This window comes from Enterobacter sp. BIGb0383, assembly GCF_003751845.1.
Classification (GTDB): Bacteria; Pseudomonadota; Gammaproteobacteria; order Enterobacterales; family Enterobacteriaceae; genus BIGb0383.
On sequence record NZ_RJKQ01000002.1, the window covers coordinates 675,809 to 690,521 of the forward strand.

At 58.1% G+C, this 14,713-nt stretch carries 9 protein-coding genes; 1 reads left to right on the forward strand and 8 read right to left on the reverse strand.

Annotated elements, in window-relative coordinates:
• Positions 1 to 80: 80 nt before the first annotated feature.
• The 4 genes from pyrG to rlmD all read right to left on the reverse strand — a co-directional run bounded on the left by pyrG (position 81) and on the right by rlmD (position 6,476).
• Positions 81 to 1,718 carry a glutamine hydrolyzing CTP synthase gene (gene pyrG / locus EDF81_RS11605; protein WP_123348280.1) on the reverse strand — a complete coding sequence of 546 codons (1,638 nt, stop codon included), beginning with the start codon at positions 1,716 to 1,718 and terminating at the stop codon, positions 81 to 83.
• A 303-nt stretch (positions 1,719 to 2,021) separates the two neighbouring features.
• Positions 2,022 to 2,813: a nucleoside triphosphate pyrophosphohydrolase gene (gene mazG, locus EDF81_RS11610; RefSeq protein ID WP_123348281.1), complete on the reverse strand. Its 792-nt coding sequence runs from the start codon at positions 2,811 to 2,813 to the stop codon at positions 2,022 to 2,024.
• Positions 2,814 to 2,882: 69 nt separating this feature from the next.
• On the reverse strand, positions 2,883 to 5,126 hold the full coding sequence (relA, locus tag EDF81_RS11615; RefSeq protein ID WP_123348282.1) for a GTP diphosphokinase: 2,244 nt from the start codon (positions 5,124 to 5,126) through the stop codon (positions 2,883 to 2,885).
• Between the two features lie 51 nt (positions 5,127 to 5,177).
• The gene (gene rlmD, locus EDF81_RS11620) at positions 5,178 to 6,476 is read right to left on the reverse strand and encodes a 23S rRNA (uracil(1939)-C(5))-methyltransferase RlmD (protein WP_123348283.1); all 1,299 of its coding nucleotides are present in this window, start codon (positions 6,474 to 6,476) and stop codon (positions 5,178 to 5,180) included.
• 57 nt (positions 6,477 to 6,533) lie between these two features.
• On the opposite strand from rlmD, the gene barA reads away from it, so the two are divergent.
• A complete protein-coding gene (gene barA, locus EDF81_RS11625; protein WP_123348284.1) occupies positions 6,534 to 9,287 on the forward strand; it encodes a two-component sensor histidine kinase BarA in 2,754 nt (917 codons plus the stop codon).
• 38 nt (positions 9,288 to 9,325) lie between these two features.
• Here the strand turns inward: barA and EDF81_RS11630 are convergent, their stop codons facing one another.
• From EDF81_RS11630 to EDF81_RS11645, 4 genes are all read right to left on the reverse strand, one after another.
• Complete coding sequence (locus EDF81_RS11630; protein WP_123348285.1) at positions 9,326 to 10,465, reverse strand: glycerate kinase; 1,140 nt, start codon at positions 10,463 to 10,465, stop codon at positions 9,326 to 9,328.
• 91 nt (positions 10,466 to 10,556) lie between these two features.
• Positions 10,557 to 11,894: a glucarate dehydratase gene (gudD, locus tag EDF81_RS11635; RefSeq protein ID WP_123348286.1), complete on the reverse strand. Its 1,338-nt coding sequence runs from the start codon at positions 11,892 to 11,894 to the stop codon at positions 10,557 to 10,559.
• A gap of 18 nt (positions 11,895 to 11,912) precedes the next feature.
• Complete coding sequence (locus EDF81_RS11640) at positions 11,913 to 13,253, reverse strand: enolase C-terminal domain-like protein (protein ID WP_123348287.1); 1,341 nt, start codon at positions 13,251 to 13,253, stop codon at positions 11,913 to 11,915.
• Positions 13,250 to 14,608, reverse strand: a complete 1,359-nt coding sequence (locus tag EDF81_RS11645; protein WP_123348288.1) for an MFS transporter — start codon at positions 14,606 to 14,608, stop codon at positions 13,250 to 13,252. Before EDF81_RS11645 ends, EDF81_RS11640 begins: the two co-directional genes overlap by 4 nt.
• Between the last annotated feature and the right edge of the window lie 105 nt (positions 14,609 to 14,713).

Sequence of the window (14,713 nt, forward strand, 5' to 3'; positions counted from 1 at the left end):
GGTTTTCCTCAGTACAAGTTAAACTAAAACTCCAGACAAACAACGCGTACCTTTGGCACGCGTTGTCGTTGTAACTTTACTTACTTCTCTTGTCGCTTCTGGTACTCGCTAGCGGCTTTCACAAAGCCAGAGAACAGCGGATGCCCATCACGCGGCGTGGAAGTAAATTCCGGGTGGAACTGACAGGCCACGAACCATGGATGATTCGGCACCTCGATGATCTCGACCAACTGATCGTCCCCGGAGCGGCCCGCAATGTGCAGACCCGCAGCTTCAATTTGTTTCAACAGCATATTGTTGACTTCGTAGCGGTGGCGATGACGTTCGGTAATCACCGGTGCGCCGTACATCTGGCGAACCTTGCTCTCATCGCTCAGCTGGCACTGCTGTGCGCCCAGACGCATGGTGCCGCCCAGATCGCTTTTCTCGGTGCGCTGCTCGACGTTACCGTCTTCGTCACGCCATTCGGTAATCAGCGCCACAACCGGGAACTTACAGTCTGGCACAAATTCCGTGGAGTTGGCGTTCTCCATACCCACTACGTTACGCGCGAACTCAATCAGCGCAACCTGCATACCCAGGCAGATGCCTAGATAAGGAATATTGTTTTCACGCGCAAAGCGTGCGGTGGCGATTTTGCCCTCTACGCCACGGTAGCCGAAGCCGCCCGGGATGAGGATCGCATCAAGACCTTTCAGAATTTCTACGCCGCGGGTTTCAACATCTTGCGAGTCAATCAGCTTGATGTTGACGGTTACGCGGTTCTTCAGGCCACCGTGTTTCAGCGCTTCGATAACGGACTTGTAGGCATCCGGCAGTTCAATGTACTTGCCGACCATACCGATAGTCACTTCGCCTGACGGATTCGCTTCTTCATAGATAACCTGTTCCCATTCGGCCAGGTTTGCTTCCGCACAGTTTAAGCTGAATCGTTTACAAATATAATCGTCCAGACCCTGTGATTTCAACAGGCCCGGGATTTTATAAATTGAATCGACATCTTTCAGTGAAATAACGGCTTTTTCAGGAACGTTGCAGAACAAAGCAATTTTCGCACGTTCGTTGGCCGGTACGGCACGATCGGAGCGGCAAATCAGCACGTCCGGCTGGATGCCGATAGAGAGCAGTTCTTTCACGGAATGCTGGGTCGGCTTGGTTTTCACCTCGCCCGCTGCGGCCATATACGGCACCAGCGTCAGGTGCATGTACATGGTGTGCTCGCGGCCCACTTCAACCGCCATCTGGCGAATCGCTTCGAGGAACGGCAGGGATTCGATATCGCCGACGGTGCCGCCGATTTCGACCAGCACCACGTCGTGGCCTTCGCCACCCTGCAGGATGCGTTCTTTGATCGCGTTGGTGATGTGCGGGATAACCTGGACGGTCGCGCCCAGATAGTCGCCACGGCGTTCTTTACGCAGAACGTCGGAGTAGATACGACCGGTGGTGAAGTTGTTGCGGCGGCTCATCTTGGTGCGGATAAAGCGCTCGTAGTGGCCCAAATCCAGATCGGTTTCAGCACCGTCTTCGGTAACGAACACTTCGCCATGCTGAATCGGACTCATGGTACCCGGATCGACGTTGATATACGGATCCAGTTTCATCATGGTCACATTGAGGCCACGGGCTTCAAGAATGGCTGCGAGGGAGGCTGCGGCAATGCCTTTACCCAGAGAGGATACGACCCCGCCGGTCACAAAAATATAGTTCGTTGTCATGCTGAACCTGAGAGGTTAGGTTTAAAGGACGATGGAATAACCAGGACGGGAAAATAGTATACCCGAACATGACGAGCGCGACAAATTTTCATTCTCCCTCCCTTCGTTCTTCAGGCAGCATCGGCCCTGGATTCGCATCGTTGCAGCCCCGATAACGTTGAAGCCCCTGGAGAGGCATTTATCAGGGCCTTTCAGCCGACATAAGGAGTGAGAAAATAGCCCCTTTTGGGTAAATGTTTTTGACGCAAATCAAGCGCTTGTTATTTAAAAAACGGACAAACAGCGCCTGCTCCGGAAAACTCGTTAGAGATCAGCTTCCTGCCGTTTTACCTGCTGCCAGACTTCTTCCATTACTTCCAGGTCAACGCCGGTCATCTCCAGCCCGCGGGAGGCCACAATTCGCTCCACTTCGCGGAAACGGCGCTCGAATTTGAGGTTCGCTTTTTGCAGCGCCACCTCGGCTTTCACGCCCAGATGACGGGAAAGATTGACCGTGGCAAAGAGCAGATCGCCCATCTCCTCTTCCAGTTTTGCCTGGTCAATCACCGCCTGCTGCGCTTCGTGCATCACTTCATCGATCTCTTCATGCACTTTATCGAGCACCGGGCCGATGGTGGTCCAGTCAAACCCGACCGTCGAGCAGCGTTTCTGGATTTTATGGGCGCGCATCAGCGCAGGCAGGCTGTGGGGGATATCATCTACCGCCGAATGCTGGGCCTTTTCGGCACGCTCGGCGGTTTTAATCTCTTCCCAGCGCGCCAGCACCTCTTCGCTGTTTCCGGCGGTGGCATCGCCAAAGATATGCGGATGACGACGCTCCAGCTTGCCGGAAATCGCCGCGCAGATATCGTTAAAATCGAAGCGCCCCTCTTCCTGGGCCATCTGGGCGTAGAACACGACCTGGAACAACAGATCGCCCAGCTCGCCGCGCAGATCGTCAAAATCTTCCCGGTTAATGGCGTCCAGCACCTCGTAGGTCTCTTCCAGGGTGTAGGGGGCGATGGTGGCGAAGGTCTGCTCTTTGTCCCACGGGCAGCCGTTTTCCGGGTCGCGCAGGCGTTTCATAATGCCGAGGAGGCGGTCAATTTCGGTCATGGAATGTCCTTGAAAAATAAGAAGGGGTGCGACGTTGCCATCGCACCCATGGCCCTTTAGAAGAAGAAATCAGGCGCCGTGCTGACGGCGGGCGTCGATCACGTCCGGGACCTGGTTGAGTTTACCGAGCACCCGTCCGAGCACCTGCAGGTTGTAGATCTCAATGGTCATATCGATAGTCGCCAGCTGCTGCTTCGTGTCGCTGCGGCTGGCAACGCCGAGCACGTTGACCTTCTCGTTCGCCAGAATCGTGGTGATATCACGCAGCAGGCCGCTGCGATCGTTCGCCACCACCCGCACCACCAGCGAATAGCCTGCGGAATAGCTTTCCCCCCAGACCGCATCGACGATACGCTCCGGCGCGTGGGACTGGAGCTCTACCAGCTGATCGCAGTCGGCGCGGTGGATGGAGATCCCGCGTCCCTGGGTGATAAAACCGGTGATCTCATCTCCCGGGATCGGCTGGCAGCAGCGGGCAATATGGTGCATCAGATTGCCGACGCCCTCGACCACCACGCGGCCGTTATCTTTGGCTCGCCCCTGCCCCTGCGGACTGTAAGTTTTCTGCTGCAGCTGACGCAGCGCCGCGGCGTCCTGCTCTGCGGCACTCGGCTTGTTAAACTGCGCCTGCAGGAAATTGACCATCTGGTTGAGACGAATATCGCCCCCGCCGATGGCCGCCAGCAGCTCATCCATTTCATTGAAGTTGTAGCGCGGCAGAAGCTGTTTTTCCGCCTCTTTCAGGCTAATGCCGAGGTGCGCCAGTTCGTCATCGAGGATCTGCCGCCCGGCAAGAATGTTTTTGTCCCGATCCTGCTTACGGAACCAGGCGTGGATCTTGGAACGCCCGCGGCTGGTGGTAACGTAGCCGAGGTTCGGGTTCAGCCAGTCGCGGCTCGGGTTCGGCTGTTTCTGGGTGATGATCTCAATCTGATCGCCCATCTGCAGCTGGTAGGTGAACGGCACGATGCGGCCGCCAATCTTCGCCCCAATACAGCGGTGTCCGACATCGCTGTGGATATGGTAGGCAAAATCCAGCGGCGTAGAACCGGTGGGTAAATCCACCACGTCGCCCTTCGGCGTAAAGACGTAAACCCGGTCGTCAAAGACCTGGCTGCGCACTTCGTCGAGCATTTCGCCGGAGTCCGCCATCTCTTCCTGCCAGGAGATCAGCTTACGCAGCCACGCAATACGGTCTTCGTAGCCGGTGCGCGGGCCGCCAGCGGTGGCGGAGCCTTCTTTGTACTTCCAGTGCGCGGCAACGCCCAGTTCGGCGTCCTCGTGCATCTGTTTGGTGCGGATCTGGATCTCAACGGTTTTGCCGCCCGGCCCGAGTACCACGGTATGGATAGACTGGTAGCCGTTCGGTTTCGGGTTCGCGACGTAGTCGTCAAACTCGTCCGGCAGATGGCGCCAGAGGGTGTGGACAATCCCCAGCGAGCCGTAGCAATCCTGCAGGCGCTCGGCCACGATACGCACCGCGCGCACGTCAAACAGCTCGTCAAAGGCGAGGTGTTTTTTCTGCATTTTGCGCCAGATGCTGTAAATATGTTTAGGACGGCCGTAAACCTCGGCTTTGACGCCCTCTTCTTTGATGGATTCCCGCAGCCGCCCGACAAACTCGTCGATATAGTGCTCGCGGTCGATACGCCGCTCGTGTAGCAGTTTGGCGATGCGCTTGTACTCTTCCGGATGCAGGTAGCGGAAGCAGTAGTCTTCCAGCTCCCATTTCAGCTGGCCGATGCCCAGGCGGTTCGCCAGCGGGGCGTAAATATTGGTGCACTCTTTCGCCACCAGCACCCGTTCGTCTTCCGGGGCGTCTTTGACCTCGCGCAGGTGCGCCACGCGCTCCGCCAGTTTGATGACCACGCAGCGGAAGTCGTCGACCATCGCCAGCAGCATCTTACGGACGTTGTCCACCTGCTCAGAGGAGACGGCATCCGTATGGGTGGCCTTGAGCTGGCGGATAGCCGCCATATCGCGCACGCCGTGGATCAGAATGACCACCGGCTTGCCGACGCTCTCCTCCATCGCCTCTTCGCTGACCACGTTGGCGTCCGCCAACGGAAACAGCAGCGCGGCCTGCAGCGTTTCGATATCCATACTCAGCATGGAGAGGATTTCGACCATCTCCACGCCGCGCCACAGGAGCAGGTCAGCGTCAGGGTGGCCCTGCGTTTTTTCCCGACAGTAATCCCAGGTCCCGGCTAAGCGTTCACACGACTGCTGGCTGGAAATTCCCAGACTGGCGATCCATTTTTGTGAGTCAAACTCACCAGCTTTATTGAGATGTGCACTTCTTACCGCAACCATTGTCCTCTCCTTAAGGAAACGGGCCTGTCGAAGTCGACAAGCCGGAATGAATTACTCGTGCTCAAACAGCACCATCGATTCCAGGTGCCCAGTGTGCGGAAACATATCCAGCATTGCCAGCCGCTGAATTTGGTATCCGGCCTGTTGCAGCGTTTCGCTGTCCCGGGCCAGCGTCGCCGGATTGCAGGAAACATACACCAGCTTTGCTGGCGCCAGCTTGATAATATGTTGCATAACGCCTGCCGCACCGGCACGTGCCGGGTCGATCAGAATCTTATCAAACCCCAGCTGTGCCCACGGCTGGGAGGTGACGTCGTCCTCCAGATTTTCATGGAAGAAGGTCACATTTTGTAAACCATTAAGCACGGCGTTGGCCTGCCCTTTTTCGACCAGCGCCGGGACGCCTTCAACCCCGACCACGCTTGCCGCACGCGCAGCAAGGGGCAGAGTAAAGTTACCCATTCCGCAAAACAGATCCAGTACACGGTCGCTTTTCTGTACGTCCAGCCACGCCAGGGCGCGAGCCACCATCTGCTGGTTTACGCCGTCGTTCACCTGGATAAAGTCGCGGGGGCTGAACATTAAGCGTAGCCCGTCAGAGGTGTACCAGGGCATTTCCGCATCGACCGCCTCCAGTGTGTCGCTATCGGGCGCCAGAAACAGTGCGATACCCCGGGAATGCGAAAAACGTTCCAGCTTTTGCCGATCGTCCGCCGACAGGGCCGCTGTATGCCGCAGCACCATCAGTGGACCGTTATCTGCCAGCACAAGTTCCACGTGCCCCAGGTGGCGAGCCGCGTTTAATTCACTCAGGCAGGTGCGAACCTCGGGCAGCAATGCCTCAAGACGGGGCACCAGAACCGGGCACTGCGCCACTTCGACGATATCGTTGCTGTTGGCCTGACGGAATCCCATCTGTAAACGTTGGGTTTTTGGCTGATAATTCAGGCTTAAACGCGCCCGCCGACGGTATCCCCAGGGCTTATCGGCGATCACCTCATCGACCTGCTGGTGCATCAGACGCGACAGCGCCGCACGCTTGCTGTTTTGCTGGAGCGCAACGCTGGCATGCTGCTGCTGGCAGCCGCCGCAGACGCCGAAGTGCGGGCAGCGGGCGGCTTCACGCTGGTCGCTGTCGTTCAGACGGCGTTTTACCTGCCCGCGTGAATACTGTTTTTTCTCTTCCGTTAACGTGACTTCGGCGCGTTCATCCGGTAGTAATCCGGGTACAAACAGCGCTTTACCGTTATGTCGCGCAACGCCCTGGCCAAAGGGATCGAGGGTGTCCGCCGTCACGGTTATGATTTGACGCGTCGTCACGCGCCGTTTTGCAGAGTAGAATTGCGCCATCGTCGAGATTTTTCTCAATAAAACATTTTCACACTGATTGTCCCATAACGGAACTCCATGACCAACTACAGCCTGCGTGCTCGCATGATGATTCTGATCCTGGCGCCAACCGTACTGATTGGCTTACTGCTCAGCGTCTTCTTTGTCGTCCATCGCTATAACGATCTGCAGCGCCAGCTGGAAGATGCCGGTGCCAGCATTATCGAACCGCTTGCCGTCTCCAGCGAATATGGGATGAACCTGCAAAACCGCGAGTCTATCGGCCAGCTGTTGAGCGTTCTGCATCGTCGCCACTCGGAAATTGTGCGGGCTATCTCAGTGTATGACGAGAATAACCGCCTGTTTGCGACCTCTAATTTTCATCTCGATCCCGGCACGCTCCAACTGGCGGACGGCGTACCTTTTCCCCGCCGCCTGAGCGTTGCCCGACGCGGGGATGTGATGATCCTGCGCACGCCGATTATTTCCGAAAGCTACTCGCCGGATGAGTCGGCCGCCTCAGATGCCAAGTCTCCCAACAATATGCTCGGCTATGTTGCGCTCGAGCTGGATCTTAAGTCGGTGCGACTGCAGCAGTATAAAGAAATTTTCATCTCCAGCATGATGATGCTGTTCTGTATCGGTATTGCGCTGATTTTTGGCTGGCGTCTGATGCGCGACGTCACCGGTCCCATTCGCAATATGGTCAACACGGTCGACCGTATCCGCCGCGGCCAGCTTGATAGCCGGGTGGAGGGGTTTATGCTCGGCGAGCTGGATATGCTGAAAAACGGCATTAACTCAATGGCGATGTCGCTGGCGGCCTACCACGAAGAGATGCAGCACAACGTTGACCAGGCCACCTCGGACCTGCGTGAAACCCTTGAGCAGATGGAGATCCAGAACGTAGAGCTGGATCTGGCGAAGAAACGCGCCCAGGAAGCAGCGCGTATTAAGTCAGAGTTCCTCGCCAATATGTCCCACGAGCTGCGCACCCCGCTGAACGGCGTGATTGGCTTTACCCGACTGACGCTGAAAAGCGATCTGAATCCGACCCAGCGCGACCATCTTGGCACCATCGAGCGTTCGGCGAACAATCTACTGGCGATCATTAACGACGTGCTGGACTTCTCCAAGCTGGAAGCCGGTAAGCTGATCCTCGAAAGCATCCCCTTCCCGCTGCGTAACGCTCTCGATGAGGTGGTGACGCTGCTGGCGCACTCGGCGCACGATAAAGGCCTTGAGCTAACCCTCAGTATCAAAAATGACGTGCCGGATAATGTGATTGGCGATCCGCTGCGTCTGCAGCAGGTCATTACCAACCTGGTTGGCAATGCGATTAAGTTTACCGAAACGGGCAATATTGACGTGCTGGTGGAGCAGCGCTCCATCAGCAAAACCAAGGTGCAGATTGAAGTGCAGATCCGCGATACCGGCATTGGTATCCCCGAGCGCGATCAGTCCCGCCTGTTCCAGGCCTTCCGTCAGGCGGACGCCAGCATTTCCCGCCGCCACGGCGGCACCGGCCTGGGGCTGGTCATTACCCAGAAGCTGGTCAAAGAGATGGCCGGGGATATCTCCTTCCACAGCCAGCCCAACCGGGGTTCAACCTTCTGGTTCCATATCAGCCTCGACTTAAACCTGAATGCCCTGACCGACAGTCACGCGCTGGATTGTCTGGCCGGTAAACGCGTGGCCTACGTTGAGAGCAACAGCGCCGCGGCGCAAAGCACGCTGGAGCTGCTCACCTCGACGCCGCTTGAGGTGGTCTACGGCCAGAGTCTGGAGGAGCTGGAGGATACGCATTACGATATTCTGCTGCTGGCGATCCCGGTCTCCATGCGTGAACCGCTGAATATGCACCAGGCCTGGCTGGCGCACGCCGCGTCACTGACCCGCTATCTGGTGCTGGCTCTGCCCTGCCACGCGCAGATCAATGCCGAGGCGCTGAAGCGCGGCGGTGCGGCAGCCTGTCTGCTCAAACCCCTCACGTCCACTCGCCTGCTGCCGGCGCTGACCCAGTACTGCCGTACCACCCAGAGTACCCTGCCGCTGCTGGTCGATGAAAACCGGCTGCCGATGACGGTGATGGCGGTGGATGACAATCCCGCCAATCTGAAACTGATAGGCGCGTTGCTTGATGACCAGGTGACCCGGGTTGAGCTGTGCGAAGATGGCCATCAGGCGGTGGCCCGTGCCGGACAGATGCAGTGCGACCTGATCCTGATGGATATTCAGATGCCGGGCATGGACGGCATCCGCGCCTGCGAACTGATCCGTCAGCTGCCGAATCAGCAGAATACCCCGGTGATCGCCGTGACTGCACACGCCATGGCCGGACAGAAAGAGAAGCTGCTGGCCGCAGGAATGAACGACTATCTGGCGAAGCCCATTGACGAAAGCAAGCTGCGCAACCTGTTGCTGCGCTATATGCCCGGGCTGCATCCCGATCTGCAGCCTGTACAGGAACCGGTCGAACCGCAGGTCGATCCCGACGCGACCCTCGACTGGCAGTTGGCCCTGCGTCAGGCCGCCGGAAAAAGCGATCTAGCCCGCGATATGCTGCAAATGCTGGTGTCGTTCCTGCCGGAGATCCGCAATAAGGTCGAGGAACAGCTGGTCGGCGAAACGCCGGAAGGGCTGCTGGAGGCGATCCACAAACTGCACGGCAGCTGTAGCTACAGCGGCGTGCCACGGCTGAAAAACCTCTGCTCACTGCTGGAGCATCAGATGCGCAACGGCAGCGTGCCGGAAGCGCTGGAGCCGGAGTTTCTTGAGCTGCTGGATGAAATGGATAACGTGACGCGGGAAGCAAAACGCATGTTAGGCTAATGGTCCTCTCCTGAAGGAGGGGACCACAGGGTGATATGTCAGCTCTCCTGCCCCGCCTTCAGCACCGCCGCCACATTACGCGCCGTCATGCGGACATTGTCCCGGGCGTTGCGCAGCGCCTCTTCCAGCGTGCAGACGGTGTAAATCACGCTGAATACCGCATCCAGACCGTGGTCGTGCACCACGCCCGCATCCTCGGTCAGGCTACCGGCAATACCGATAACCGGTATGTCGTAGCGTTTTGCTACTTTCGCCACCCCAACCGGCACTTTGCCGTGAATGGTCTGGCTGTCAATGCGGCCTTCCCCGGTGATCACCAGGTCCGCGTCGGCCAGCTGCTCCGCCAGTCCCAGCGCTTCGGTCACAATCTCGATGCCAGGCCGCAGCTCCGCGCCGCAGAAGGCGTACAGCGCAGCGCCCATCCCCCCGGCCGCGCCGCCGCCGGAGAGCTCCAGCACGTTAACGTCGAGATCGCGTTCAATAATTTTGGCATAGCGCTCAAGGGCGCCATCGAGGCGGGAGATCATCTCTGCGGTAGCCCCTTTCTGCGGCCCGAACACTGCCGACGCGCCTTTTTTCCCCGTCAGCGGGTTGGTCACATCGCAGGCCACTTCGATACGACAGGATTTCAGCCGCGTATCCAGCTCGCTGATATCAATACTTTGCAGACTCTCCAGGGCGCTGCCGCCGGGCGCAATCTGCTCGCCATCGCCGTTCAGGAGCTTCGCGCCCAGCGCCTGCACCATCCCGGATCCACCGTCGTTGGTGGCGCTGCCGCCGATACCGATAATAATGTGCTTCACCCCGGCATCCAGCGCATGGCGGATCAGCTCGCCGGTACCCCACGAGGTGGTTTTCAGCGGGTCACGTTGATTCTGCGGCACCAGTTCAAGACCGCTGGCCGCTGCCATTTCGATAAAGGCGCTCTTCTCATCGCCGGAGAGGCCATAAAAACCTTCGACCTGTTCGCCCAGCGGCCCGGTGACGGCAATCCGCACAATGCGGCCTTCCGTCGCCTCGACCATCGCCTCAACGGTCCCTTCACCGCCGTCAGCAACCGGGATTTTGACATACTCTGCGTCGGGGAAGATTTCGCTGAATCCCTGTTCAATCGCCGTCGCTACTTCAAGTGCACTCAAACTTTCCTTGTACGAGTCGGGAGCGATCACAATTTTCATAAGCCGTCCTTACGCGGATTAACTGCCCAAAACATACACCGGGATATCCGGTAAAAATGCCGCTCTTCGCAAAGAGCGGCATCCTGACGGCTTAACGCACCATACAAGGACGTTTATTATCAAACGTCCAGTTCGGGATCAGATACTGCATCCCCATGGCGTCGTCACGCGCACCCAGGCCGTGCTGCTGGTACAGCTCGTGCGCTTTCATCACCTGATCCATATCCAGTTCGACGCCCAGACCCGGCGTGGTCGGTACCTGCACCATGCCACCTTTGATTTCAAACGGCGCTTTGGTCAGACGCTGATTGCCTTCCTGCCAGATCCAGTGGGTGTCGATAGCGGTGACGTTACCCGGCGCGGCGGCGGCCACGTGGGTAAACATCGCCAGTGAAATATCAAAGTGGTTATTGGAGTGTGAGCCCCAGGTCAGGCCGAATTCATGGCACATCTGCGCCACGCGCACGGAACCCTGCATGGTCCAGAAGTGCGGGTCCGCCAGCGGGATATCGACCGATTGCAGCGACAGGGTATGGCCCATCTGACGCCAGTCGGTGGCGATCATATTGGTGGCGGTCGGCAGGCCGGTGGCGCGACGGAACTCCGCCATCACCTCGCGGCCGGAGAAGCCCTGCTCGGCCCCACACGGATCTTCCGCATAGGCCAGCACGCCTTTCAGGGATTTACCGATCTTAATCGCTTCATCCAGGGACCAGGCGCCGTTAGGATCGAGCGTCACACGCGCCTGCGGGAAGCGTTTTGCCAGCGCGACGATGGACTCCGCCTCTTCTTCGCCCGCCAGTACGCCGCCCTTCAGTTTGAAATCGTTAAAGCCGTATTTTTCATAGGCCGCTTCCGCCAGACGCACGACCGCATCCGGGGTCATCGCCTCATCGTGACGGACACGATACCAGTCGCATTTATCATCCGGCTGGCTCTGGTACGGCAGCGGGGTTGCCTTGCGGTTGCCGACGAAGAACAGATAGCCGAGCATTTCGACTTCCGTACGCTGCTGGCCCTCGCCAAGCAGAGAGGCAACGTTAACGCCCAGGTGCTGACCCAGCAGGTCCAGCATCGCCGCTTCGATCCCGGTTACCACGTGAATGGTGGTGCGCAGGTCGAAGGTTTGCAGACCGCGGCCACCGGCATCGCGATCCGCAAACTGGCTGCGGACGGTATTGAGGATGTTTTTGTACTCGCCCAGGGTTTTGCCCTTCACCAGCGGGATCGCATCCTCCAGCGTTTTACGGATCTTCTCACCGCCCGGAATTTCACCCACGCCGGTATGACCGGAATTGTCTTTGATAATCACAATATTGCGGGTGAAGAACGGCGCGTGCGCGCCGCTCAGGTTCATCAGCATGCTGTCATGCCCGGCAACCGGGATCACCTGCATGGAGGTCACTACGGGGGTAGATTGAATCGTCATCTTAGAATCCTTGTATAATCAGTGGCGGCCGAAAACGGGACGTTTACGGTCAAAGGTCCAGCCGGGGATCAGGTACTGCATCGGGCCTGCGTCATTACGCGAGCCGCCGGGCAATTTTTTGTATGCCTCATGCGCTTTATTGATCTGATCCCAGTCCAGCTCCACGCCAAGTCCGGGCGCGTCCGGGACGGCAATCTTGCCGTCTTTGATCTGCAGCGGATCGCGGGTCAGGCGGGCATCGCCCTCCTGCCAGATCCAGTGCGTATCAATCGCTGTGGGTGTCCCCGGCGCGGCTGCGCCTACGTGGGTAAACATCGCCAGCGAAATATCGAAATGGTTATTGGAGTGGCATCCCCAGGTCAGGCCCCAGTCATCGCAGAGCTGCGCGACGCGTACCGCGCCGGAGAGGGTCCAGAAGTGCGGGTCCGCCAGTGGAATATCGACGGCGTTCAGCATCACCGCATGGCCCATCTCACGCCAGTTGGTGGCAATCATGTTGGTCGCGACCGGCAGGCCGGTCGCGCGACGGAACTCTGCCATCACCTCGCGGCCGGAGAAGCCCTGCTCGGCCCCGCACGGATCTTCCGCGTAGGTAAGGACATCGTTCAGGCCTTTGCACAGGCTGATGGCCTCATCCAGCAGCCAGGCTCCGTTCGGGTCGACCGTTATACGTGCGTCCGGGAAACGTTTTTTCAGCGCCCGGACGGATTCGATCTCCTGCTCGCCGGGCAGCACGCCGCCCTTAAGCTTAAAGTCTTTAAAACCGTAGCGATCCTGGGAGGCTTCCGCCAGGCGAACCACCGCGTCGGCGCTCAGGGCTTCCTGATGGCGAAGGTTGTACCAGTCGTGGCCATCGCGGCGTCCTTCAAGATAAGGCAGGTCCGTCTTACGCCGGTCGCCGACGTAAAACAGGTAGCCCAGCACCGTGACCGCATCGCGCTGTTTGCCCGGCCCCAGTAGTTCACAGACCGGGACATTCAGCGCTTTACCGAGCAGGTCCAGCAGCGCCGCCTCCAGCGCGGCCACCGCGTTTACCCGCAGTTCAAAGGTCCAGGCGCCTTTACCGAAGGTGTCGAAATCCGCGGCCTGGTTGCCCTTGTGCACCTGCTGAACCACGCGGTTCAGCCGGGCGATCTCCTTGCCGATCACCATCGGAATGGCATCGACCAGGGTTTGATAAATCACTTCCCCGCCGGGCGCTTCCCCGACGCCGGTATTCCCGGCGCTGTCCGTCAGCACGACGATATTGCGCGTAAACCAGGCGTTATGTGCGCCACCGATATTGAGCAGCATACTGTCTTGCCCGGCGACCGGAATCACCTTCATATCCGTAATCACCGGGCTGGATTGTGTCGTCATGATGCGCGTCCCGTAACAGGTTTCAGTTCGATACGTTTAATATCCCCGACCAGAACCAGGTAGCTGAGCACCGCCACCAGAGCATGGACCCCAACGTAGATCAGCGCGCCGTTAAACGACCCGGTGGTACCGACGATATAGCCGATGGCGATTGGCGTAACGATACCGGAGATATTGCCGAACATATTGAACAGCCCACCGCTCAGGCCGCTGATCTCTTTCGGTGCCGTATCCGCCATCACCGCCCAGCCCAGCGCGCCGATGCCTTTACCGAAGAAGGCCATCGCCATAAAGCCGATAATCATCCATTCGGTATCCACGTAGTTACAGAACACCATCACCATCGACAGCAGCATCCCGAGCACGATAGGCGTTTTACGGGCGATATTGAGTGAACCGGTCCGGCGCATCAGCCAGTCGGAAATCACCCCGCCGAGCACGCCGCCGATAAAGCCGCAGATCGCCGGAACCGAGGCCACAAAGCCCGCTTTCAGAATCGACATGCCGCGCGCCTGCACCAGATAGACCGGGAACCAGGTAATAAAGAAGTAGGTCAGGGCATTAATACAGTACTGCCCGAGATACACGCCAACCATCATGCGCGAGCCAATCAGCTGCTTGATTTGCCCCCATTTTTCGCGGAACGGCACCTTCGTCGTATTTTTATTCTGATCCATATTGATCAGCGCGCCGCCCTCGGCGATGTACTCCAGCTCTTTCTTGTTAACGCCCGGATGCTGGTTAGGTTCGTGGATCATTTTCAGCCACAGGAAGCTGATCACGATACCCAGACCGCCCATAAAGAAGAACACGTGCGACCAGCCCACTTCCTGGGTTAGCCAGCCCATGATCGGCGCGAAGATGACCGTGGCAAAGTATTGTGCAGAGTTAAAAATCGCCACCGCCGTGCCCCTCTCCTGCGCCGGGAACCAGGCCGCTACAATGCGACTGTTGCCTGGGAAGGAAGGTGCTTCCGCCAGACCGACGAGGAAACGCAGGGTAAACAGGGCGACGATAATGCCGAAGCCGCTGAAGATATCCACGAAGCCCTGCAGCAGGGTGAACATGGACCAGGTGAAGATGGACCAGAAATAAACACGTTTTGAACCGAAGCGGTCAAGCAACCAGCCTCCTGGGATCTGGCCGATGACGTAAGCCCATGAAAAGGCCGAGAAGACATAGCCCATCCCGATCGGATCCAGACCTATCGCCTTCGACATTTCTGAACCGGCAATCGACAATGTTGCGCGGTCGCCATAGTTAAAGGATGTGACGATAAACAGCATCACCACTATCCAGTAGCGGGCGTTCGTACGCTTCTCAGCGCCGCTCGCCTCGTGACTTAATGAACTCATTGTTGTACTCCTGAATCTTAGCGTTGAGCTAGGGTTCATTCTGAACAGCAATAACCTGTAGGGTAATCAGAATGAGGGTTAGTGTTTTTATTGCGGTCCTGACGG